Here is a 19963-nt window from a genome sequence, read left to right on the forward strand (position 1 = left end):
GATCGGCTCAGGGCTGGCGGTGATGGCGGGCTCCGAGGGTGAGGATGGGCGTGTAGGCGCGGGTCGAGAGCGGTTCGGCGACCGGGGTGCCGTCCTCAGTCTGCACCCAGGCGTGCAGCCGCACGGGGTCGGCGGCTACGCCGTGGCACCAGGTGACGGCCAACCGGCGGGCGGCCAGCAACAACACGACAGCGATGGACTCCTCAAGGCAGGCGGTGCGGGCCGGGGAGCACCAGCCAGCGGCGCGGACGGCAAATACGGCAGCCGCCGCCTGTTCGAGGGTGGCCGGGCGACGGCAGGTTGACGAGGCCCAGTGGACGGTGCGGACGACGCGGAGCATCGTGGTGCTGCGGCTGCCTGCGGCCTTGATCGAGGCGACGGCAGCCACGGCCCCGGCGGCATTGATCAGGGCCGGGCGCGAAACGGGCTTGGGGCGGGTGGCACCAGCGGGGAACTCGGCACTGCCCCAGCTCCCGGTCGCTGTCGCTGCCTCTGTCACCGGCCACGGGCAGGCGGCAGAGGCAGGAGTGAGGAGTTTGGCGTCCAGAAGTTGGGAGGCGAGCTGTTCGGACAGCGGATCCAGGCAGCCGGTTCGGGCTGCCTGGCGAAAGCGCTCGGCGGCCGCCGGCAGCAGGCCTTGGATCTTGCCGGTGCGGTAATCGATGAGGACCAGGACGTGGCCGAAGTCGGCAGCGCGGACCCACAGTGGCGGAACGGCGAAGGTAGGGAGATCAGACACAGGGTTCGGGCCTTGCCGGAGTTCGGATCCAATCAGGCGCGGGGTCGCGGTGATGGGCGATCAACCACGCTTCCACGGTGAGAGCCTGTTCGAGGGTGGCGAGCGGCATCGGCAGGCCTGCGGCCGCCTGGGCCAAGTGCTTGCGGAACCGGCCGGGTTGAAGCAGGCCAAGGGCCGCCAGGTAGCCATCGGCGAGGGCGGACAGCTCTGCGAGATTGGTTCGCAACCCGGTGTAGTGGTCAGCGTCGAAGCTGCCCTTGGTCGTGCGAGCGGCGGTCTCGGCAGGCAGCAGACCGGACATCGCGCGGGCCAGGACCGGCTTGTAGGCGTGCAGGGCGGGTCGGCGGTCGAGCGGGGTGGTCAGCACCGCATCCACCACCAGCGGGTCGAGGAACGGATTGTGCAACTCAACGCCCGAGGCGGCGGCCAGCTGGGTATCGGCTGCGGCGGTCCGGGCGACCTCGCGGATCTCGTCCACCAGCGTCCGCACCGAGAAGTCCAGGCCCTGCAAGGGATCGGCCTCGGCAGCGGCCTGTCCGGCGGCCTCCGTGACAAGACGGGCGGCCGACGGAGCGGCCCAGGCCGGATGCGCCAGCAGCGGGAACCAGACCACCAGGCCGTGATCGTCGCGCCCCCGCGTCCCGATTGAAGCGGCGAGGGTTGCAAGGGCTTGGCTGCGGCCGGTACGAGTGGCACGGGCGGCTCCCCACAGCAATGGGCCGACCGAGGTGTGGCGCAGGCGAGCCCAGCCAATGGCCTCGCCCGCTGCACGGCGAAGGCGGCGATGGCGGAGCAGGTCGGCCAAATGGATCGGAGGCTGGAACAGGACGCTGTCGCCGCCATCGCCTGTCAGGTGGGTACGAGTGCCCAGTACGTCCCGCATCCAATCCAGTTGGCCAGTCAGCCTGGCCTGGGTGAGTGTCGAGGGCGCCGGTTCGTCGGTCGCGGGCACCTCCGAGATCGCGGTGTAGGGAAGGTGCCGTTCGGTCAGCGGCAGCAGATGGTGGTCGATCCGGTGCGGGTAGCGGCTGGCGGCCAAGCGGGCATGGCGGAGATCGGCTCCGCCGAGGTCCCCATTGGGGTGGATGGTGATTGCGTTCAGCCGCCGACCGGTTGGAAGGGCTGTGGCAGCCAGCAGTGCAATGCTGGTGGAATCCAATCCACCGGACAGGTCACACGACAGCGCCGGGTCGGCAGTCATCTGCAGGGCGACCGCGGCGGCCAAGGCGTCGTACAGTCGAAGATCGGGCAACCATCCGGGCACCGGGTCCGGCCGCCACTGGGTGGTGACGCGCCAGGTGGTGCCGTTGGCCGGCAGTTCGACCCGTGCCCCGGGCGGAAGCTGTCGCACGCCGTCGAAGAATGTACGACCAGCGGCCAGGGCGGGCACCGAGGGAAGGAACACAGCGCAGGCCAGGCGCTGCGTGTCGATCGACGCCCCGGTGAGGGCTGCCAGCAGTCGAGCAGAGGTGGACCAGACCCAGCCGCTTTCCCAGCGGGTCGCGTAGACCGGCTGAGCGGCGGCCGGGTCCGTGTGGATTACCACCGCAGCATCGGTCTCCTCAATGACGGCGTAGGCACCGGACCAACGCCAGGCCACGTCAACCGGTAGGGCGGACTCGGCCAGCAAGGACAGTTCGAAGTCGCTCACGCCGCACCGGCCGGCCACCAGCACGCTCCGGCCGGTGCGGCCGGTCAGGGCTCGCAAGGTTCCTTCGCCGAGCCGCCAACTCCGCGAGCAGGCCGCGCTCGCCCCCTGCGGGCGAGGGCCGATGGCGTTGGCAGTGCTGAATCCTCCGAGGATCATGGCTTCCTCCATGGGCTGGGGGCGGTGCTGTTGCCCCGATCGACGCCGGGGCAACAGCACCAGGGGCGGGTCAGCAGTTGTAGGCGCGGCGCTTGTCCTCGCTGCTGCCCTGGCCCTGGCCCTCAGTCAGGGCCGCCGCGTCGCCGATCTCGACCGGCGCGGCGTCGTCCTCGATGGTGGCCTCGGTGTGGACCAGGTCGCTCATTGGTTTCGTCCTCTCTTCCAGATGATCGATTTCGCCCGATCAGCCCGCTGCCGGCCGGGCACGGCACCGTGAGGGTGCCGTCTTCCGCCCTGGCACAGGCTCAGGGCGAAAAGTCATGCTGCCCATCGCCGATCGGCGGCGGGTCAGCGTGCCGGCGATGGCCACGGCGGGCGTATCCGCGGGCGGCGGTGGCCGGACCGCTGGCGGGCGAGCGCGCGGGCCGCACGGCGTGGGTGACCCATGAGCTGGCGGCGCATCAACGGCTGCTCGGGCAGCTCCAGCTCCGCCCAGACCTTCTTCCCTCGCTCGGTCCGCTCAGCACCGTGTTTCAGGGACAAGCGCTCGACCAGGAGCAAGCCACGTCCGCTCTCCTGGTCCGGTCCGACCATTCGCACTCGCGGCAGGGCCGCTGAACCGTCGTAGACCTCGACCAGGACCCGGCGAAGGCGCGGGTTGGCGTACAGACCGACGGTGAGCCACGTCGCTGTGGTGTGCCGAACCGCGTTGGTCACCAGTTCCGAGGTGACGACCTCGATGGCCGCCTGGCTGTGGTCGTCCAGCTGGACGCCCCAGCCGGCGACCTGGGCTCGGACCCAGCGACGGGCCTCCGGCACGCAGGCCGGGTCGCGGATCACGGTAACGGAGCAGCTGCGCACGGGCATGACGAAGAACCCTTCGGTGCTGAACAGGGAGTATCGACGGCCTGCAACGGGAGCAATGTCGTCGGCCAGGAGCAGGTCTCCGGGTTGGCAGGATCTTCGGCGACCTGACAACCAGTCAACAGGTGTGCGCAGGGCGTGAACACGGTAGAGAGAGCCCAGATGCTTGAAACCCTTGAAACATGACCGGAGGCCGGCAATGACAGCACGCAAGCGGACACCCAACGGCAGGCTCGCCACGCTGATCGCCGAGTGCCGCTGGGCAGGCAACGGCGAGTTCGCCCGCGCGGTCAACCGGGCCGGGACCGAGGCCGGTTTCAAGCTGAGATACGACGAATCCGCTGTCTCACATTGGCTCTCGGGCACCCGCCCCATGGCCAAGTACCGACCGGTGGTCATCGAGGCGCTGACCCGTCGTCTGAAACGGCCGATCACCGCATTTGAGGCGGGCTTCGCGGATCAGCCCGATGTGCAGCCTCAGTGCACAGATACGGTGGCGGGACTGATCGACCTCGGGAGCGTGGACATGGACCCATCGCGTAGGGGTGTGCTCGGGGCGGGCCTGTATTCGATCGCCCTGGCCATCCCCGACTGGCCGGACCTCGTCGGGCGGTTCGAAAGGCTGAAGACCGCCCCGCACACCCGGATCGGCATGGCCGAGGTCGAGTCCGTGGTAGCCATGACCGAGCGAATCAGTGAGCTGGACGACCAGTTCGGCGGCCGGACCGCCCGACCGATGGCCGCCGCGTTCCTGGTCAACAACATCGCCCCTTACCTCAAGGCCACCGCGTCCGACGAGGTGCGTAGGGCCTTGCTGTCCGCCGCTGCGGACCACCTCTACCTGACCGGCTACATGGCGGTGGACGAGCGCCTGGACCTGCTCGGCCAGAGCTACTACACCAAGGCGCTCGAACTCGCTCTGGCCGCCGACGATCACCTCACCTACTGCACAACCCTGAGGGGCATGAGCGTCCAGGCCGTCGAACTAGGCCACGGAGCAACCGCTGTACGGTACGCGGAGGCCGCCGCTGCCGCCTCACCCGAGGCCGGGCCAAGGATGCGGGCCTTTCTCGCCGGTCAGCAGGCCCACGCCCTCGCACAGACCGGTGACCGCTGCGCAGCGCTGGCCATGCTGCGCGCGGCCGAGACCGCCATGGAGAACGCCGAGTCCAAGGCCACAGCCCACGGCTCCTACGACCCCGCTTCGCTCTCGTACCACATTGCCCAGGTCACCCACGAGCTCGGCGACCGCGAGGGCGCGATCCGCGCGCTCCAACATTCGGAACAGGTCCGGCCCTCGCTGTACCGGCGGGCCAGGGTTCGTCACCGCGCGATGCTCGCTGAGTGGCAGTTGGAGGTCGGCCGACTGGAGGAAGCCGTCCAGAACTGGCACCTCGCCTTGGACGACTACCCCCACATCCAGTCCGGTCGGGCCGATGACCGCTTCCGCGCCATGATCGCCACAACGAGGCCCCACAGCCGCAATGTGCGTGTTCGCGACCTCATCGACCGTGCCCGGCCGATGGTGATCGGCCGAACTGTCCGATGAACCAGGGAGTATCGAGAGGTCACCCTCCTTGCGGCCGAGCCGGGCTACGACGATCCGGCCCCCAGCCGGGATCCCGCCTCAACCGACGCTCAGCACGATCTTCCCCCGCACCCGCCCGCTCTCGCTCAGCCGGTGGGCGGCCGCCGCCTCGGCGAGCGGGAGCAGCTCGGCCACTGCCGCGCGCAGTTGGCCGCGTTCGGCGAGGGCGGCCAGCCGGGCGAGGTCGGCGGCGGCCGGGGTGAAGCCGAACTCGACGTAGCGCAGGCCGAGTTCGGCGGCGAGGTGGCGGGTGGTGGTGCGGTCGGGGCCGGTGCCGCGGGTGTCGAGCAGGGTGCCGGCGGGGGTCAGGACGGCCAGCGAGCGCGGGCCGTAGTCGCCGGCGACGGGGTCGAGGACGGTGTCGATGTCGCGCAGCGCGGTGGTGAAGTCGGTGCGGGTGTAGTCGATCAGCTCGTCGGCGCCCAGCTCGCGCAGGAAGGGGTGGTGCGCCGCTCGGGCCGTGCCGATCACGTACGCGCCACGGGCCTTGGCGATCTGAACGGCGAGGTGGCCGACCCCGCCGGCGGCCGCGTGCACCAGGACCCGCTGTCCGGCGCGGACCGGGGCGTGGTGGGTGAGCGGCTGCCAGGCGGTGAGGCCGGCGGTGGGCAGCGCGGCCGCCTGCACGAGGTCCAGTCCGGGCGGGACGGCGGCCAGCCGGTCCTGCGGGACGGCCGCGTACTCGGCGTACGCGCCGCGCGGCAGGAGCGCGACACCGAAGACCCGGTCACCGGGCCCGAACCGGCTCACCCCGGCGCCGACCGCCTCGACCTCGCCCGCCAGGTCGAGGCCCAGCGTGAACGGCGGCTCGCCGAACCGGCGCACCTCGCCCGAGCGGATCCGCCAGTCCGCCGGATTCACCCCGGCGGCCCGGACCCGCACCAGCACCTCGTCCGGACCCGGCTGCGGGCGCTCGGTCTCGACCAGTTCGAGCACCTCGGGGCCACCGAAGGAGCGCTGGCTGACGGCATGCATGCGGGTGGACACGGTAAGCCTCCTGTGGGGATGGGTCGATCGGTGTCCATCCTGGTGGCAGGCGGTATCCCTTGAACAGTAGGTACCTTTCTGATACCTAGTTACCCATGATTGTCTACCGTCGTGACTGCCCCTCGCGCACCGTGGTCGAGCTGCTGGCCAACAAGTGGACCCTCTACGTGCTGGCCGCCCTGCGCGAGCACGAGGGGCCGATGCGGTTCAACGCGCTGCTGCGCCTGCTGGACGGGATCACGCAGAAGATGCTCACCCAGACCCTGCGGGCACTGGAGCGCGACGGCCTCATCGAGCGGACCGTCTACCCGACCGTCCCGCTGCGGGTGGAGTACGCGCTGACCGCACTGGGTGTGGAGGCCGGGCAGCTGACCACCGCGATCGCGCAGTGGTCGGTGGCGCACGTTCCGGAGATCCTGACCGCCCGGGAGGCGGCCAGTACGGCCAGTACGGCCGCTGCGGCCACCGGGATCGCGTAAGAAACGGCATCGCGGCGGGTCCCGGTCAGCCCCGCCCAGCGCCCCGCCCCGCGTCCCGCCAGGCCGAGGCGGCGGCGACCCGGTTGTGCACCCGCAGCTTGGCGTAGGCGTGCTCCAGGTGCTTGTCCACGGTGCGGGCGGCGACGTCGAGCCGGCGGCTGATCTGACGGTCCGTCAATCCCTGGGCGAGCAGGTCGAGGACGGTCGCCTCGCGGGCGGTGAGGTCGACCGGGGGCGGCGCGAGGGGCGGGGCCAGCCGGTCCAGGGCGTGGGTCAGGCGGCTGCGCAGCAGCACGGCCGCCTCCAGGTCGGCGTCGGCGAAGTCGCTGCCGGCGCGGTTGACGATCAGCGCGACGGTGCGGCGGCCGCCGCCGCGCGCCCAGCCGGCCGGGAAGGCCATCGCCAACTGGTACTCGGCGCCGATCGGGCCGAGCGCCTCGCCGTAGGTGCCCAGGCCGTGGTACTCGGTCAGCGACTGCAGGTCGCTGCGGCGCGCCGGGGCGCCGCAGCCGGTGTTGGTGTGGCGGAACAGCGCGTCCTCGGGGGCGTGGCGGAAGAAGGCGGCCAGCGCCTGCGGGGTGAAGAGCGCGCCGGGCAGGGTGACCGGGTGGCGCCCGGTGGGGGTACGGGTGGACCAGGTCAGGCTGTCGCCGGGGACCGCGCGGAGCAGCATCGGGAAGAGCGCCGGCAGGAGGCTCTCCTCGTCGACGGCGTCGAGCAGCAGGTCGATCACGGCGCAGATCCGCCGCAGCCCGACCTCCCCGGACGGAGTCACGCATCGAGCGTGCTCCCGATGGGGAGGTCGGGTCAAGCCGGGTCCCGACAAACCCGGCCCGGGTGGCGGCCGCGGGCCCGAGCGGGCGACCGAAGGACGGTGAGCCAGCGGGCGACCGAGGGAGGGGTGAGCTAGCGGGCGGCGGCGTAGACCCGGTTGACCGGGCTCTCGGCGGCCAGCTTCCAGTGGTGCAGCCCCGCGTCGTCGGCGAGCCGGCGCATCGCCTCCTCACCGGCGTGGTTGCCCATCGCCTGCGGACCGTGCTGGGCGAGCGCGGCGGGCAGGCAGAGGGCGACCGAGGCGGAGACGACCACCCGGCCGACCGGGTTGGCGTTCTCCCGGACGTCGGCCGAGGCGTTCGGTTCGACGATCATGCAGGCGCCGTCGGGGGCCAACGCCTGCTCGGCGTGGTGCAGCGCGCCGCCGGGGTCGCCCATGTCGTGCAGGCAGTCGAAGAAGGTGATCAGGTCGTAGCGGTCCCCGGGGAAGTCCTGCGCCCCCGCGACCTCGAAGCCGACCCGCTCGGACAGGCCCTGCTCGGCGGCGAGTTCGCGAGCGCGGTCGATCGAGGGCTGGTGGAAGTCGAAGCCGGTGAAGTGCGAGGCGGGATAGGCCCTGGCCATCAGCATGGTGGACCAGCCGTAGCCGCAGCCCACGTCGGCGACCTCGGCGCCGGCCGTCAGCTTGCGCTCGGTGCCGTTCATCGCGGGGATCCACTCGGGTACCAGGGCACCCGCGTAGCCGGGGCGGAAGAACTTGGCGGTGCCGGCGAAGAGGGCCTCGCTGTGCTCCTCCCAGCCGACGCCCTGACCGGTGCGGAAGGCGTCCATCAGCACGTCCTCGGTGCCGTACATCGCCTGCAGCATGGTGAAGAAGCCGGCCGCGTACGTGGGCACCGAGGGGTCGGCCAGCACGGCGGCGTGCTCCTCGGGCAGCAGGTAGCTGTCGGTCCGCGGGTCGTAGGTCACGTACTCGCCGGCCACCTGGGCGGCCAGCCACTCCCGCAGGTAGCGCTCCTGCAGGCCGGTGCGCTCGGCGAGCCGCGCGGCGGTCATCGGGCCGCCCTCGGCCATCGCGGCGTAGATGCCGAGCCGGTCGCCGAGCGAGGTGCACAGCCCCGCCACCGCGGCTCCGGCGTCGCCGATCACTCGGCCCAGGAACTCCATCATCTTCTCTTCGTCGACCGCCATCGGGACCACCTCCTGGGTGCTCCTCCCACTCCAGCAGAAGACGCCCGCCCCGGGCCATACGGGATTCTCCGTACGGCCCGGGGCGGGCGGGCGCCACGTGGGGCACCAGCTGCCCAGGTCAGGTGTGCTGCAGGACGAGTTCGTCCTTGAGCCCGGCCCTGATCTGGTCGCGCAGCTCCTTGGAATCGGTGTGGCCGTGGACCGAGACCGCGTGCTCGGTGGCGGCCCGCACCACCTCGTCCTCCTCGCCGGAGATGGCGAGGCTGCAGTTCATCTCGCTCGGCATCTCCCGGCAGTCGACGACCTTGCGCATGATCGACCTCCCGACCCGCCACGCTGCCGCACCCGCCGACGGGCCACCCGCTGGCCGGAGAACCGGCGCGCGGCGGCACGGGCGTGTCGCGGAACCATTGTCTCTCCACCGGGCCGGTCGGATAGCTTTGGGGACACCCGGCTTCCGATCCCGGACCGGATCCGCAGCAGAGACGAGGACCTCCGCCAGCATGACCGAGACCGCTGCCCTGCCCGGCTTCGCCGGGCGGACGTACCTCTTCCAGGTCGACAACGGTGCCGCCTTCCGCAACGCCTACTCGGCCGACGGCAGGCGGCTGCGCTGGGAGGGCCTGGGCGAGTCGGCCGGCCAGTGGGAGGACGTGGCGCTCCACGTCGCGCTGGTCGCGCCGGACGTCTACTTCGTCAGCTGGACCGAGCAGAGCGGCATCACGGTCAGCCACGTGATGGACCTGGGCAGGCTGACCGTCCGGGCGTTCTGGACCTACGAGGGCGAGGGCGGCCGGGTCGGCGAGCTGCACACCGGCACCCTGGAGCCCGTGGCCTGACCCGCTCGCACGGTCCGCTCCCATGACCCGCTCGCACGGTCCGCTCCCATGACCCGCTCGCACGGTCCGCTCCCGGCCGGCTGAGCCCGCCGCCCGCGCGCGGCCGGCTCGCGGCCGGCTCAGCCCCGGTCGTCCGCCCAGAGCCGCAGGCCCGCCGTCAACTCCCGCAGGCAGCGCGCGGCCAGCGGGCCGGGCGCGCCCTCGCCCTGGACCGGGGCCTCGGGACGGGCCGCCCAACTCTCCAGCGCGACCCGGATCGCGGCCGTGGCGGCCGCCGCCGCCAGCCGCACCTCCAGCGGGTCGACGCCCGCCCCGCAGCGCTCGGCCAGGATCGGGACCAGCGCGTCCTCCGAGTCCTGGTGCACCCCCTGCCAGACCCGGCGCAGCCCCGGGTCGGTGAGCAGCGCCCTGGTCCAGCGCAGTGCCTCCGCCGCCCGCTCGTCCGCCGGCGTGAGCGCCTCGACGGCCGCCCGCTCCAGCACCTGCGGCACCGGCAGCTCGGCCGGGCCGCCGGCGATCAGCTCCAGCCAGCGGCGGCCGCCCGCCGCGAGCAGCGGGGCGACGGCCTCCTCCTTGGTCCGGAAGTAGCGGTAGAAGGTGCGCAGCGCGACGCCCGAGGCCCGCGCGATCTCCTCGGCACCGGTCGCCTCCGCGCCGCGATCGGCGAAGAGCTCGGCGGCGGTGAGGGCGATCTCCAACTGGGTCTCGGCGCGCCGCCGGTCGGTGAGGGAGGGGCGGTCCGCGGCGGCGGGGCGGTCCGCGGCCTGCGTGCGGCGGTCGGCGAGGGGCGCGGGGCGGTCGGTCATGCCTCCACGCTACGCCGCGCCTGCCTACTTGGCACGTCATGCCAAGCTGGCACAACGTGCCATCCAGGCGTACGGTGGACGGCGCGGCCGCGGCACGGCGGGCGCAGAACGAGAACGGAGCACCACCATGCAGCGCTTTTCCGGTCGCCGGGTCCTGATCACCGGCGGCGGTTCCGGCATCGGCCGGGCCACTGTGCACCGCCTGCTCGCCGAGGGCGCCCAGGTCGTCACCGTGGACGTCAGCGAGGCCGGGTTGCGCGGGACGGCCGAGCGGGCCGCCGTCGACGGCACCGCCGAGCGCCTGACCACCGCGCTCCTGGACATCGCCGACGAGCAGTCGGTCGTCGCGGGCGTGGCCGCCGCCGTCGAGCGCCTGGGCGGGCTCGACGTCCTGGTCAACGCCGCCGGGATACTGCGCTCCTCGCACACCCACGAGACCAGCCTGGAGTTCTGGAACACCCTGCTGAAGGTCAACCTGACCGGCACCTTCCTGATGACCCGCGAGGCGCTGCCCGCCCTGCTCGCCGCCGGCTCCGGCGTGGTGGTCAACTTCAGCTCCACCTCGGCGACGTTCGCCCACCCGTACATGGCCGCCTACGCCGCGACCAAGGGCGGCATCCAGTCCTTCACCCACGCGATCGCCCAGGAGTACAGCAAGCAGGGCCTGCGCGCGGTCTGCGTGGCGCCCGGCAGCATCGACAGCGGCATGACCAACAACCCGGGCCTGCCGGCCGATGCCGACTTCAGCCTGCTGGCCAAGCTCGCGCCCGCGCTCGGCACGGGCTTCGCCGGCCCGGAGACGGTGGCCGGTGTGATCGCGATGCTGGCGAGCGAGGACGGCGCCTTCGTGACCGGCACCGAGATCCGGATCGACGGCGGCACCCACATGTGAGCGCCGGCTGCGGGGCTCAGCGATCGGGCCCCGCAGCCGCCCTGATGGACCGTCAACCCTTGATCGCCTCCCACTCGGCCTGGTACTCGGCGAAGATCGCGCGCAGGTGGTGACCGATCTTCAGGTAGTCCAGCGAGTCGAGGTTGGCCAGCGATACCCGCACCGACCACTGCGGGCCGTCGAAGCCACCGCCGTTGAGCAGCACCACGCCGGTCTGCTCGGCCAGCCGGAAGAGCGGCTCGGTCGGCTCGTAGGTCTTCAGCAGGTACTCGGCGAACTCCGGTCCCGCCACCCGCTCGGCCTCCGCCCGCAGGTCCAACTCGATGTAGTAGCCCGCCCGCTGCGGGTCGTCGGAGATCTTCATCCCCGACCCCTCAAGCAGCAGGCCGAGCCGCTCCTTGACGATGTTCTGCACCAGCGCCTTGTACTGCTTGCCCTCCGGCAGCATCGCGAAGAGCGAGAAGAGGGTGAGCTGGACCTGCTGCGGCAGGCTCAGCCCCGCGGTGTGGTTGAGCGCGACCTGCCGGGAGTCGGCGACCAGCCGGTCGATGAACTTGATCTTCTCGGGCGTCAGGCTCAACGTGCCGTAGCGCTTGGCCAGTCGGGCCTGCTCGGCGGGTGGCAGCGCGGCGATCGCCTCGTCGACCACGTTCTCCGCGTTCAGGCCGATCAGGCCCAACCGGTGCCCGGTGGCGCCGTAGTGCTTGGAGTAGGAGTACACCAGCAGCGTGTTGCGCGGCAGTTCGGCCGCGATGGTGCGGAAGCCGTCGACGAAGGTGCCGTAGACGTCGTCGGTGACGATCAGCAGGTTCGGGTTGCTGTCGGCGGCGATCTCCTTGAGCTGCTCGGCCACCGGGTGGGAGAGCGCCAGCGAGGGCGGGTTGCTGGGGTTGACCAGGCAGACCAGCCTGACCGCCGGGTCGGCCGGCTTGGCCACCTCCTCGGCCGGGTAGCGCCACTGCCGCACCCCGGTCTCGGCGAAGCTGTTGGCCTCCACCGTGACCACGTCGAACTCGTAGTCCTCCAGCCGCGGGATCTCGATGTAGGGGGTGAAGACCGGCACCATCAGCGCGATCTTGTCGCCCTTGCGCAGCAAGCCGTTCTTCATCAGCGAGTCGAAGGCGCCGACGGAAAGTCTTCCGAAAAAGTGCGCCGGGCCCGACCCTGGAGCGCCCTTTCCCGGCCTCCGGCGGGGGCGGGAGGGCCTGCGGGGACCAGGGTCGGGGCGAGCCCCGCAGGCTCTCTCGGGGGGCTTTCAGCGAGGCGTACATGGGATCGGCAAACCGGCCCTGACCTGGCCTTTTGCCACCCCCGACCGTAGGCTCGCACTCTGTCGGAAGGGGGACCGGATGGACCGGACCGTACGCACTGTCGAGGATGTCCTGACGCTCCTGGACGGGCTGTTCGCCCGTCAGGACGGCCGTTTGACCACGGGTGACGGCGCGGAGTTCTGGGACGGCTTCTACGCCGACCGGTCGCGGCCGGTCCCGTTCTTCGTGGCGAAGCCCGACGAGAGCCTGGCCTCCTATCTCGACCAGGGCCTGATAGCTCCGGGCCGGGCCCTGGACCTCGGCTGCGGTCCTGGCCGGAACGCCCTGTTCCTCGCGTCCCGGGGGTTCGAGGTGGACGCGGTCGACCTCTCCCCGGCCGGCATCGCGTGGGCCGAGGACCGGGCGCGGGAGGTCGGGGCCGAGGTCCGCTTCGTTTGCGGCGACGCGTTCCGGCTGACCGGCGCGGTGCCGGCCGGTACGGCGCCGGCCGATGCAGGGACGTCCGGTGCAGGGACGGCTGACGCGGTGTTGGGCGGTGCGGCCGTGGGCGGCCCGGCACTGACCGGTCCGTACGACCTGATCGTCGACTCGGGGTGCCTCCATCACCTGCCCCCGCACCGCCGCGTCAGCTACCTGGCGCTCCTCGACCGCGTCCTGGCCCCCGGCGGCCACCTCGCGCTCACCTGCTTCGCCGCCGGCGCGATGGGCTCGGAACTCTCCGACACGGACCTCTACCCCACGTGCCAGCTGCAGGGCGGCCTCGCCTACACCCCGGAGTCGCTGCGCTGGATCTTCTCGGACCTGACAGAGGTCGAGCTGCGCCGGATGCGTGACGAGCCGCCCGAGTCGCCGCTCTTCGGCGAGGCGTTCCTGTGGACGGCCCTGTTCCGCCGGGATCCAGGGCGAGCCTCCGGCTGACCGCCGTGCGGTCGCCGTGCGGTCGCCGTGCGGTCGCTGGGTCAATGCCAGCCGGCTGCGAAGGCGCGGGCCGGGTTCTGACGGAAGATCAGGTCGGTCTGCTCCTCCCCCAGCGCACGACGCAGCCGCGGCCGCAGCCCGGTGAGCAGGAAGGGCATCCCCGGGCCCTCGGCGTCGGCCGCGCGGGCCGACCTGACCACGGTGTCCCCGCCGAGCAGCAGCCGCGCACCGTGACCGGCCTCCGCGAGTGCCACCAGGCAGTCGAGCAGCCGCCAGTCGGTGGCGTGGTGGGTCCGGGAGGGACCGTCGAAGGCCAGGTAGGTGCCGGTGGCGGCGAGGTCCTGATGGATCCTCGGCTCGGGGAAGCGGTTGAGGTGGCCGAGGATCACACTGGCCGGCGGCACCCCGAGCCGCCCGCAGAGCAGGTCGACCACCTCGACCGCGGCGGTGCCCTGCTCGAGATGGACGGCGATCGGGGCGCCGGTGGCGTGGTGCGCGTCGGCGGCGGCCGCCATGGTGTGGCGGGCGTGCGCGTCCAGACCGTGGTAGCCACCGGCCACCTTGACCAGGCCGGCCCGGGGGGTGTCGACGCCCGCCGGGCCCGCGTTCCCGGGGGTGGAGGTACCGGGGGTGGAGATGCCTGGGGCGGAGATGCCGTGGGTCAGCTCGCGGACGAAGAGCTCGGCGAGGGCGTCAGGGTCGAGGTCGGGCAGCGTCTCGTAGTGCCCGGCCTGGTGCAGCCCGGTGGCCGCGACCAGGTGCACGCCCGCCGCGCGGGAGAGGGCCGGCAACTCGGCGGCGCGGCGGCCCATCCCGTACGGCGTCCACTGGACCACCGCCCGGCCACCCGCCGCGTGGAACGCGGCGAGTTCGGCCGCGGCGGCGCCCGGGTCGTCCAGCTCCTGACCGGGGAGCCTGGCGCTGCGGAGGAAGAGGTGGTCATGCGCGTCGGTGACGCCGAGCTCGGCGGGGTCGAGGTCGCCGAGCACGGTGCGGACGGCCGGGACGGAGGACGAGGTGGGCGCGGAGGTCGGGATGGGCGCGGGGGTCGGGATGGGCGCGGAGGTCGGGATGGGCGCGGGGGTCATGCGGCCGCCTCCTGGTCGAGCGCTTCGAAGGTGGCCGACGCCACGCGCAGCGCGGCGAGCGCCTTCGGGGTCCCGATGTAGGGCGCCAGGTGCACGAAGACCTCGATCACCTGCTGCCTGGTGAGCCCCACCCGCAGGCTGCTGCGGATGTGGCCGGTGAGCTGCGGATCGACGCCGCCGAGGGTGGCCAGCGCGGTGAGGTTGACCAGTTGGCGGTCGCGACTGTCCAGGCCCGGGCGCTGGTAGGTGCCGCCGAACAGGCTGGTCACGATCCAGTCCGCGAATCCCGGGGCGATCCGCTCCAGGGCCGGCAGTGCGGCCTGCTGCGTTTGCTGGTCCTGCAGTTCGTCCAGCAGGCGGTAGCCGGCCGCGCGGTCCAGGGTGGCCGGGGTCAGTTCGATCGCTTCGGTGCCCACTGGGTGCTCCTCGTTCCTGCTCGGGTCTCGGGGTGGGTGTCGGGGTGGGTCTCGGGGTGCGTGTCGGGGTGGGTCGGCCGACCCGTCACCAGTGGCGCCCGCGCGGCAGCTCCGCCAACTCGGGGCGGCTGAGATGCAGTACCTCGTAGCGGTCGCCGTGTTCGGGGCCGGGCGGCTCGGTCCAGAGGGTGAAGGTCACCAACTCCCAGCGGGCGGTGTCGATGGCCAGCGCGGTGGTGTGCACCCCCGACAGGCCCACCGGCAGCGCGGCGAGTGTCCGCTCGATCGCCTCGGCCGGGTCCTGCCCGAAGGGCACCGGCGCGAGCAGGCGGGTGGCGGTGGTCGGGGCACCGGCGCGAGCAGGCCCGTCCTGGACGGCCAGCCCGAGCCAGGAGCGGATCGCCGGGCGCCCGAAGTCCTCGCTGAGGCCGCGGAATCCGGGGCCCCAGAGGAAGCGGTTCACTCCTTCGTCGGCGTGCCAGAGGTAGAACGGCGCGTACTGGTTGACCGGCGAACCCGCCACCTCGCGCTCGCGGATCAGGTAGGCCTTCAGCCCCAGGCCCGCGAAGTCGTCCAGCAGATGGCCCTTGGTCGCGACCCGGCGGCGAATGATGTCCATGTCGTAGTCGGCCGGCAGGGTGATCTCGTACTGCATCGCGTGCATCAGGTACCTCTCCTGTCACTTCTGGCGCTGTTGCCTCCCGCGACACTGTACATACTAGTAGGTACAGACGCTACTCATAATGGCCGAAAAGCTGGACAGGGACATGCAGACACGGAATAGTATTCTTTGAATAGTTGAATCTTCACGCGTTGTTCGCTGTGCTCACGTACTTCCACGCTTCACGGCGGTCTTCAACGCATCCGGCCGAGCCGCTTCTCCCCCACTGGACGGCCGCCCGCCCGCACCCCCACGCGGGCGGGCGGCTCCCCCAAGCGTCCGGCCGCCACAAGGGGGCCGCTCGCTGTCCCGAGGCGCCTTGCTCGCTATCCCAGAGCGCGCAAGGCGCTGAGCAGCGCGTCGAGTGCTCCGGCGTAGGCATGCGCGCTCGGGGTCGCGTAGCCGACCACCAGCGCGGGCGGCGCCTCGGCGGCGACCGGACCACGCAGGTAGCCGCCCAGCAGGCGAGCCCGGACCGAGGCCTGACGCAGGGCCTCGGCGATCCGCTGCTCAGTGGGACCGGGGATGGCCTGGCTCGGGACGGTCGAACTCGGGACGATCGACTTCGGGATGGTCGACTTCGGGATGGTCGACTTCGGGATGGTCGAGTCTGTGATAGTCGAACTCAGGATGGTCGAGTTTGGGACGATCGAACACAGGACAGTCGAGTCCGGGACAGTCGAACTCAGGACAGTCGAACTCGGGGCGGACGGCAATTCGAGGATCGCGTGCAGCCCGGCCGCGATGCCGGTGATCCGGGCCCGCGGCAACAGCTCCGCGACAGAGCGCACCAGCAGGTCGCGGCGGCGCCGGTAGCCGCGCCGCATGGTGCGCAGATGGTGGTCGTAGGCGCCGGAGTCGAGCAGGTCGGCCAGCGCCAACTGCTCCAGCACCGGTGACTGACGGTCCGCCAGATGCTTGGCCGCCACCAGCGGCTCCAGCAGCCGGGGCGGGCAGGCGATCCAGCCGAGCCGCACCGCCGGGCCCAGGGACTTGCTGATCGAACCGGCGTAGACCACCCGGTCCGGGCGGCGGGCCTGCAGGGCGCCCACCGGTCGGCGGTCGTAGCGGAACTCGCCGTCGTAGTCGTCCTCCACGATCCAGCCGTCCCGCTCGTCGGCCCAGGCCAGCAGCGCCGCCCGGCGGGCCGGCGAGAGGCTTACACCCAGCGGGAACTGGTGTGCCGGGGTGCAGAGAACCGCCCCGGCGTCGGTCGCGGCCAACTCCGCGACCCGCAGGCCCTGGTCGTCGACGGTGACGTCGCGCACGCCGAGCCGGGCCGCGGCGATCGCCAGGTGCTCGGGCATCGCGGGGTTCTCGATGGCGATCGCGCCCACCCCCGTTCCCGCGAAGACCGCGGTGAGCAGGCCGAGTGCCTGAGTGAAACCGGCGCAGATCAGCAGGTGATCCGGCGCCACCCGCACGCCGCGCACCCGGCCGAGGTAGCCGGCCAGAGCGGTGCGCAGTTCGATCCGCCCCCGCGGGTCGCCGTAGCCGAACGCCTCGGCCGGCGCCTCGTGGATCGCCCGGCGCAGCGCCCTGGCCCAGGCGGCACGCGGAAAGGCCGAGACGTCGGGTCGACCCGGGCTCAGGTCGTGGCGCGCCCCGGACGGGGGGCCGGACCAGGGCGGGGTCGGGGAGGCCGAGGTCTGTGACGGGGACAGTGAGGGGAGTGGCCGCGCGGGCAGTCGCGGATCGGTGGCGGCGGCATTAGCGGCGGCCGTAGCGGTGGCAGTGGCATTAGCGGTGGCATTAGCGGTGGCAGTGGCAACGCCGTCGGCGACCCGGGTGCCCGCCTTGGTCCGGGCGATCAGCCAGCCCTCGGCGATCAGCTGTTCATAGGCCTGGCTCACCGTCCCCCGGGAGAGGCCGAGTTGCTCAGCCAGGTCGCGGGTGGCCGGCAGCCGCGCGCCCGGGGGCAGCCGCCCTTCGCGGATCGCGGTGCGCAGCGCCTCCTCGACCGCCCTGCGGCGGGTGCCGCGCACCCCCGGTGGGCCGAGCTCGATCAGCAGGTCGAGGCCAGGCACGAGCACGGGCACGGGGACGGGCACGGGGACGGGGACAGTCCCGAGGTCAGAGCCCGGCCGGGGGACGGGGTCAGGCATCTTTTTGGCTCACTTCAGTGGCAGTACTTTGGCCCAGGCATCTGGTCCGATCAACTTCTAATTTGAACACGTGACCACTCCTCGCACCGGCCCGACCGCCGCCGACTCCGCTGCCACCGCTGCCACCGCCGGCGCCATCGCCGCAGAGCCGGGCACGGGTTCCGCCAGGCTCTCCCGGTCCCTGGTGCTGCTGCTGGCCACGGCGTGCGGGCTGATCGTCGCCGACAACTACTACGCCCAGCCGCTGCTGCCCGCGCTGGCGGGCAGTCTGCGGGTGTCGGGCACGGTGGCCGGCCTCTGCGTGACCGTCAACCAACTCGGCTACGCGCTCGGCCTGGTGCTGCTGGTGCCGCTCGGGGACCTGCTGCCACGACGCCGCCTGGTGGTGGCCATGCTGTGCGTGGACGCGATGGCCCTGGCAGGGGCCGCGCTGGCGCCGGGTGCGGGGACGCTGCTGGCCATGCTGGCCGTGGTGGGGCTCACCGGCTCGGCCGTCAACATCCTGATCCCGCTGGCCGCCACGCTCGCCCGGCCCGAGCAGCGCGGGCGAGCGGTGGGCACCCTGATGACCGGTCTGCTGCTCGGCATCCTGCTGGCTCGCACGGTCTCCGGCGCACTCGACCAAGTAGCCGGCTGGCGCGCGGTCTACGGTTGCGCGGCGGCGGCCATCGCGCTGCTTGCCCTCGCGCTGCGGTTCGGGCTGCCGGAGCCGGCACCCGCCCAGGGCCGGCGATTCGGGCGGTTGCTCGCCTCGGTCGGCACCCTGGTCAGGACCGAGCCGTTCCTGCGCCGCCGGATGGCCGGCGCGGCGCTCGGCTTCGGCTGCTTCCAACTGCTCTGGACCGCAATGCCGTTCCTGCTCACCGACCAGCCGTACCACTACACCGCCGCCACCATCGGCCTCTTCGGCCTGCTCGGCGCGGCCGGAGCGGCCGGCGCCCAGCCCATCGGGCGGCTGCACGACCGGGGAGCGGCGCACGCGGCGACCGGTCTGCTGCTGCTCACCGTCGGCCTCGGTTGGGCGCTGCTGGCCGGCGGCCGGCAGTTGCTGCCGCTGATCGGCGGGATCCTGCTGCTGGACCTCGGGGTGCAGGGCATCAACGTGCTGAACCAGGCCCGGATCTACGCCTACCCGGCAGCCGTGCGCTCGCGGGTGACCACGGCGTACATGACCGCCTACTTCCTGGGCGGCGCGGCCGGTGCCTCCGTCGCGACCCCCCTCTACGACCGGGCCGGGTGGGCGGGGATCTGGTCGGCCGGCCTCCTGCTCACCGCGATCGCGGCCGCCCTCTGGCTCACCGACCGGCGGGCCGCGCCGCCCACCGAGCCGACGGACTGACGGGCCGCCGACAGGCTTCACGCCGCCACCGCCCGCCAAGCCGTTAAGTCGTTAAGCCGTTAAGCCGCCACACCGCCACACCGCCACACGCTCAGCCGCCAAGCCGCCAAGCCGCCAAGCCGCCACAACGATGTACCCATGAATCGACAAGACGACCAGCCGACTCATCCACAACGTGATCCACCGTCAGCCGGACGAAACGAAAGCGAGCACCACCATGCGCATCCTCCTCGCCGGGGCCACCGGCGCCATCGGCCGCCCGCTCCTGCCGCTGCTGCTGGCGGCCGGCCACCAGGTCATCGCCACCTCCCGCTCCGCCGAGGGCGTGGCAGCGCTCGGCGCGCGCGGGGCGGAGGCGGTGCGCCTGGACGTGTTCGACCGGGCGGCGGTCGAGCGGGCCGTCGCCGAGGCGGCACCGGACGCGATCGTGCACCAGCTGACCGCGCTCGCCGACTTCGACCTCGCGCTGAACGCCCGGATCCGCCGCGAGGGCACCCGCAACCTGGTGGACGCCGCGCACCGCGCCGGGGTGCGCCGGATCGTCGCCCAGTCCATCTCCTGGGCCTACCAGGGCGGAGACACCCCCGCCACCGAGAGCACCCCGCTGGACGACACCACCGAGGAGCCGCGCGCCACCACCGTCGACGGCCTGCGCGCCCTGGAGCAGGCGGCCGCCGAACTGCCCGAGCACGTGGTGCTGCGCTACGGCACCCTCTACGGCCCCGGCACCTGGTACGCACCGGGCGGGCTGATGGCCCAGCGGCTGCACCGGGGCGAGGTGCCCGCGAGTGCGGCGGTGAGCTCCTTCCTGCACGTCGAGGACGCGGCCCGGGCGGCGCTCGCGGCCCTGGACTGGCCCAGCGGCACGGTCAACATCGTGGACGACAAGCCGACCAGGGCCGACGTCTGGGTGCCGGTGCTGGCCGCCGCGCTCGGCGCACCGGCGCCCACGCCCGTCCCGGGGCGGGCCGCCTGGGAGCGCGGCGCGGACAACGCCCTGGCCCGCACCACCCGGGGCTGGCAGCCCGGCCGGTCCTCCTGGCGTGCGGCCTTCGCCGCCGCCGGGCCGAGCCGGTCCGAGCGGCTCTGAGCCGCCCTGAGCTGGCCCGAGCCACCCCGGGTTGCTCCGAGCCGCCCTGAGCCGCCCTGAGCCGCAGGCCGGGTGGACTGCGGGAGCTGACGCAGCGGATCTTGCGACC

Annotated in this window: 20 protein-coding genes and 1 pseudogene; 7 read left to right on the plus strand and 14 right to left on the minus strand. The window is 72.5% G+C overall.

Going from position 1 to position 19963, the window contains the following annotated elements:
• Positions 1-7 precede the first annotated feature (7 nt).
• From OG455_RS07175 to OG455_RS07190, 4 genes are all read right to left on the minus strand, one after another.
• Positions 8-739, minus strand: coding sequence for a lasso peptide biosynthesis B2 protein (locus tag OG455_RS07175; RefSeq protein WP_266291390.1), 732 nt, complete (start codon positions 737-739; stop codon positions 8-10).
• Positions 732-2546, minus strand: coding sequence for an albusnodin/ikarugamycin family macrolactam cyclase (locus tag OG455_RS07180; RefSeq protein ID WP_266291392.1), 1815 nt, complete (start codon positions 2544-2546; stop codon positions 732-734). Before OG455_RS07180 ends, OG455_RS07175 begins: the two co-directional genes overlap by 8 nt.
• Before the next feature lie 70 nt (positions 2547-2616).
• Positions 2617-2751 (minus strand): albusnodin family lasso peptide, encoded by a 135-nt coding sequence (locus OG455_RS07185; protein WP_266291394.1) that lies wholly within the window; start codon positions 2749-2751, stop codon positions 2617-2619.
• A gap of 143 nt (positions 2752-2894) precedes the next feature.
• The gene (locus tag OG455_RS07190) at positions 2895-3413 is read right to left on the minus strand and encodes an ATP-binding protein (RefSeq protein WP_266291396.1); all 519 of its coding nucleotides are present in this window, start codon (positions 3411-3413) and stop codon (positions 2895-2897) included.
• 163 nt (positions 3414-3576) lie between these two features.
• Between OG455_RS07190 and OG455_RS07195 the strand changes: the two genes are divergently transcribed.
• Positions 3577-4959, plus strand: coding sequence for a tetratricopeptide repeat protein (locus tag OG455_RS07195; RefSeq protein ID WP_323185433.1), 1383 nt, complete (start codon positions 3577-3579; stop codon positions 4957-4959).
• Between the two features lie 78 nt (positions 4960-5037).
• Here the strand turns inward: OG455_RS07195 and OG455_RS07200 are convergent, their stop codons facing one another.
• Positions 5038-5985, minus strand: coding sequence for an NADP-dependent oxidoreductase (locus OG455_RS07200; protein ID WP_323185434.1), 948 nt, complete (start codon positions 5983-5985; stop codon positions 5038-5040).
• Between the two features lie 95 nt (positions 5986-6080).
• Here OG455_RS07200 and OG455_RS07205 point away from each other — a divergent pair, with 95 nt between their 5' ends.
• A complete protein-coding gene (locus tag OG455_RS07205; protein ID WP_266291398.1) occupies positions 6081-6464 on the plus strand; it encodes a helix-turn-helix domain-containing protein in 384 nt (127 codons plus the stop codon).
• A 25-nt stretch (positions 6465-6489) separates the two neighbouring features.
• Here OG455_RS07205 and OG455_RS07210 read toward each other — a convergent pair whose 3' ends face one another.
• From OG455_RS07210 to OG455_RS07220, 3 genes are all read right to left on the minus strand, one after another.
• Positions 6490-7239 (minus strand): response regulator transcription factor, encoded by a 750-nt coding sequence (locus OG455_RS07210; protein ID WP_266291400.1) that lies wholly within the window; start codon positions 7237-7239, stop codon positions 6490-6492.
• A 131-nt stretch (positions 7240-7370) separates the two neighbouring features.
• Positions 7371-8429, minus strand: coding sequence for a class I SAM-dependent methyltransferase (locus tag OG455_RS07215; protein ID WP_266291402.1), 1059 nt, complete (start codon positions 8427-8429; stop codon positions 7371-7373).
• 118 nt (positions 8430-8547) lie between these two features.
• On the minus strand, positions 8548-8742 hold the full coding sequence (locus tag OG455_RS07220) for a DUF1059 domain-containing protein (protein WP_266291404.1): 195 nt from the start codon (positions 8740-8742) through the stop codon (positions 8548-8550).
• Between the two features lie 190 nt (positions 8743-8932).
• Between OG455_RS07220 and OG455_RS07225 the strand changes: the two genes are divergently transcribed.
• Complete coding sequence (locus tag OG455_RS07225; protein ID WP_266291406.1) at positions 8933-9268, plus strand: MoaF N-terminal domain-containing protein; 336 nt, start codon at positions 8933-8935, stop codon at positions 9266-9268.
• A 119-nt stretch (positions 9269-9387) separates the two neighbouring features.
• Here the strand turns inward: OG455_RS07225 and OG455_RS07230 are convergent, their stop codons facing one another.
• Positions 9388-10074: a TetR family transcriptional regulator gene (locus tag OG455_RS07230; RefSeq protein WP_266291408.1), complete on the minus strand. Its 687-nt coding sequence runs from the start codon at positions 10072-10074 to the stop codon at positions 9388-9390.
• A 127-nt stretch (positions 10075-10201) separates the two neighbouring features.
• On the opposite strand from OG455_RS07230, the gene OG455_RS07235 reads away from it, so the two are divergent.
• Positions 10202-10966 (plus strand): SDR family NAD(P)-dependent oxidoreductase, encoded by a 765-nt coding sequence (locus OG455_RS07235; protein ID WP_266291410.1) that lies wholly within the window; start codon positions 10202-10204, stop codon positions 10964-10966.
• Between the two features lie 52 nt (positions 10967-11018).
• Here the strand turns inward: OG455_RS07235 and OG455_RS07240 are convergent.
• A pseudogene (locus OG455_RS07240) lies at positions 11019-12086 on the minus strand (bifunctional aspartate transaminase/aspartate 4-decarboxylase); the annotation flags it as partial.
• Between the two features lie 229 nt (positions 12087-12315).
• Between OG455_RS07240 and OG455_RS07245 the strand changes: the two are divergent.
• Positions 12316-13155 carry a class I SAM-dependent methyltransferase gene (locus OG455_RS07245; protein ID WP_266291412.1) on the plus strand — a complete coding sequence of 280 codons (840 nt, stop codon included), beginning with the start codon at positions 12316-12318 and terminating at the stop codon, positions 13153-13155.
• Between the two features lie 41 nt (positions 13156-13196).
• Here the strand turns inward: OG455_RS07245 and OG455_RS07250 are convergent, their stop codons facing one another.
• The 4 genes from OG455_RS07250 to OG455_RS07265 form a co-directional block, all read right to left on the minus strand.
• Positions 13197-14243: a phosphotriesterase gene (locus OG455_RS07250; RefSeq protein WP_266291414.1), complete on the minus strand. Its 1047-nt coding sequence runs from the start codon at positions 14241-14243 to the stop codon at positions 13197-13199.
• A complete protein-coding gene (locus OG455_RS07255; protein WP_266291416.1) occupies positions 14240-14659 on the minus strand; it encodes a carboxymuconolactone decarboxylase family protein in 420 nt (139 codons plus the stop codon). The genes OG455_RS07250 and OG455_RS07255 overlap by 4 nt, the downstream gene beginning before the upstream one ends.
• 85 nt (positions 14660-14744) lie before the next feature.
• On the minus strand, positions 14745-15323 hold the full coding sequence (locus OG455_RS07260; RefSeq protein ID WP_266291418.1) for a DUF4865 family protein: 579 nt from the start codon (positions 15321-15323) through the stop codon (positions 14745-14747).
• A gap of 323 nt (positions 15324-15646) precedes the next feature.
• The gene (locus OG455_RS07265; protein WP_266291420.1) at positions 15647-17371 is read right to left on the minus strand and encodes a PLP-dependent aminotransferase family protein; all 1725 of its coding nucleotides are present in this window, start codon (positions 17369-17371) and stop codon (positions 15647-15649) included.
• 124 nt (positions 17372-17495) lie between these two features.
• On the opposite strand from OG455_RS07265, the gene OG455_RS07270 reads away from it, so the two are divergent.
• The gene (locus OG455_RS07270; RefSeq protein WP_266291422.1) at positions 17496-18764 is read left to right on the plus strand and encodes an MFS transporter; all 1269 of its coding nucleotides are present in this window, start codon (positions 17496-17498) and stop codon (positions 18762-18764) included.
• A 217-nt stretch (positions 18765-18981) separates the two neighbouring features.
• On the plus strand, positions 18982-19854 hold the full coding sequence (locus OG455_RS07275) for an NAD(P)-dependent oxidoreductase (protein ID WP_266291424.1): 873 nt from the start codon (positions 18982-18984) through the stop codon (positions 19852-19854).
• The last annotated feature ends 109 nt before the right edge of the window (positions 19855-19963 follow it).

Source organism: Kitasatospora sp. NBC_01287 (assembly GCF_026340565.1).
In the GTDB taxonomy this organism is placed as follows: Bacteria; Actinomycetota; Actinomycetes; order Streptomycetales; family Streptomycetaceae; genus Kitasatospora.

What these genes read in the sequence shown, in the direction of transcription:
- OG455_RS07180 (WP_266291392.1), bottom strand. Translation starts at nt 2,546, where the DNA reads ATGATCCTCGGAGGATTCAGCACTGCCAACGCCATCGGCCCTCGCCCG.
- OG455_RS07185 (WP_266291394.1), bottom strand. Translation starts at nt 2,751, where the DNA reads ATGAGCGACCTGGTCCACACCGAGGCCACCATCGAGGACGACGCCGCG.
- OG455_RS07190 (WP_266291396.1), bottom strand. Translation starts at nt 3,413, where the DNA reads ATGCCCGTGCGCAGCTGCTCCGTTACCGTGATCCGCGACCCGGCCTGC.
- OG455_RS07205 (WP_266291398.1), top strand. Translation starts at nt 6,081, where the DNA reads ATGATTGTCTACCGTCGTGACTGCCCCTCGCGCACCGTGGTCGAGCTG.
- OG455_RS07215 (WP_266291402.1), bottom strand. Translation starts at nt 8,429, where the DNA reads ATGGCGGTCGACGAAGAGAAGATGATGGAGTTCCTGGGCCGAGTGATC.
- OG455_RS07220 (WP_266291404.1), bottom strand. Translation starts at nt 8,742, where the DNA reads ATGCGCAAGGTCGTCGACTGCCGGGAGATGCCGAGCGAGATGAACTGC.
- OG455_RS07225 (WP_266291406.1), top strand. Translation starts at nt 8,933, where the DNA reads ATGACCGAGACCGCTGCCCTGCCCGGCTTCGCCGGGCGGACGTACCTC.
- OG455_RS07230 (WP_266291408.1), bottom strand. Translation starts at nt 10,074, where the DNA reads ATGACCGACCGCCCCGCGCCCCTCGCCGACCGCCGCACGCAGGCCGCG.
- OG455_RS07235 (WP_266291410.1), top strand. Translation starts at nt 10,202, where the DNA reads ATGCAGCGCTTTTCCGGTCGCCGGGTCCTGATCACCGGCGGCGGTTCC.
- OG455_RS07245 (WP_266291412.1), top strand. Translation starts at nt 12,316, where the DNA reads ATGGACCGGACCGTACGCACTGTCGAGGATGTCCTGACGCTCCTGGAC.
- OG455_RS07250 (WP_266291414.1), bottom strand. Translation starts at nt 14,243, where the DNA reads ATGACCCCCGCGCCCATCCCGACCTCCGCGCCCATCCCGACCCCCGCG.
- OG455_RS07260 (WP_266291418.1), bottom strand. Translation starts at nt 15,323, where the DNA reads ATGCACGCGATGCAGTACGAGATCACCCTGCCGGCCGACTACGACATG.
- OG455_RS07275 (WP_266291424.1), top strand. Translation starts at nt 18,982, where the DNA reads ATGCGCATCCTCCTCGCCGGGGCCACCGGCGCCATCGGCCGCCCGCTC.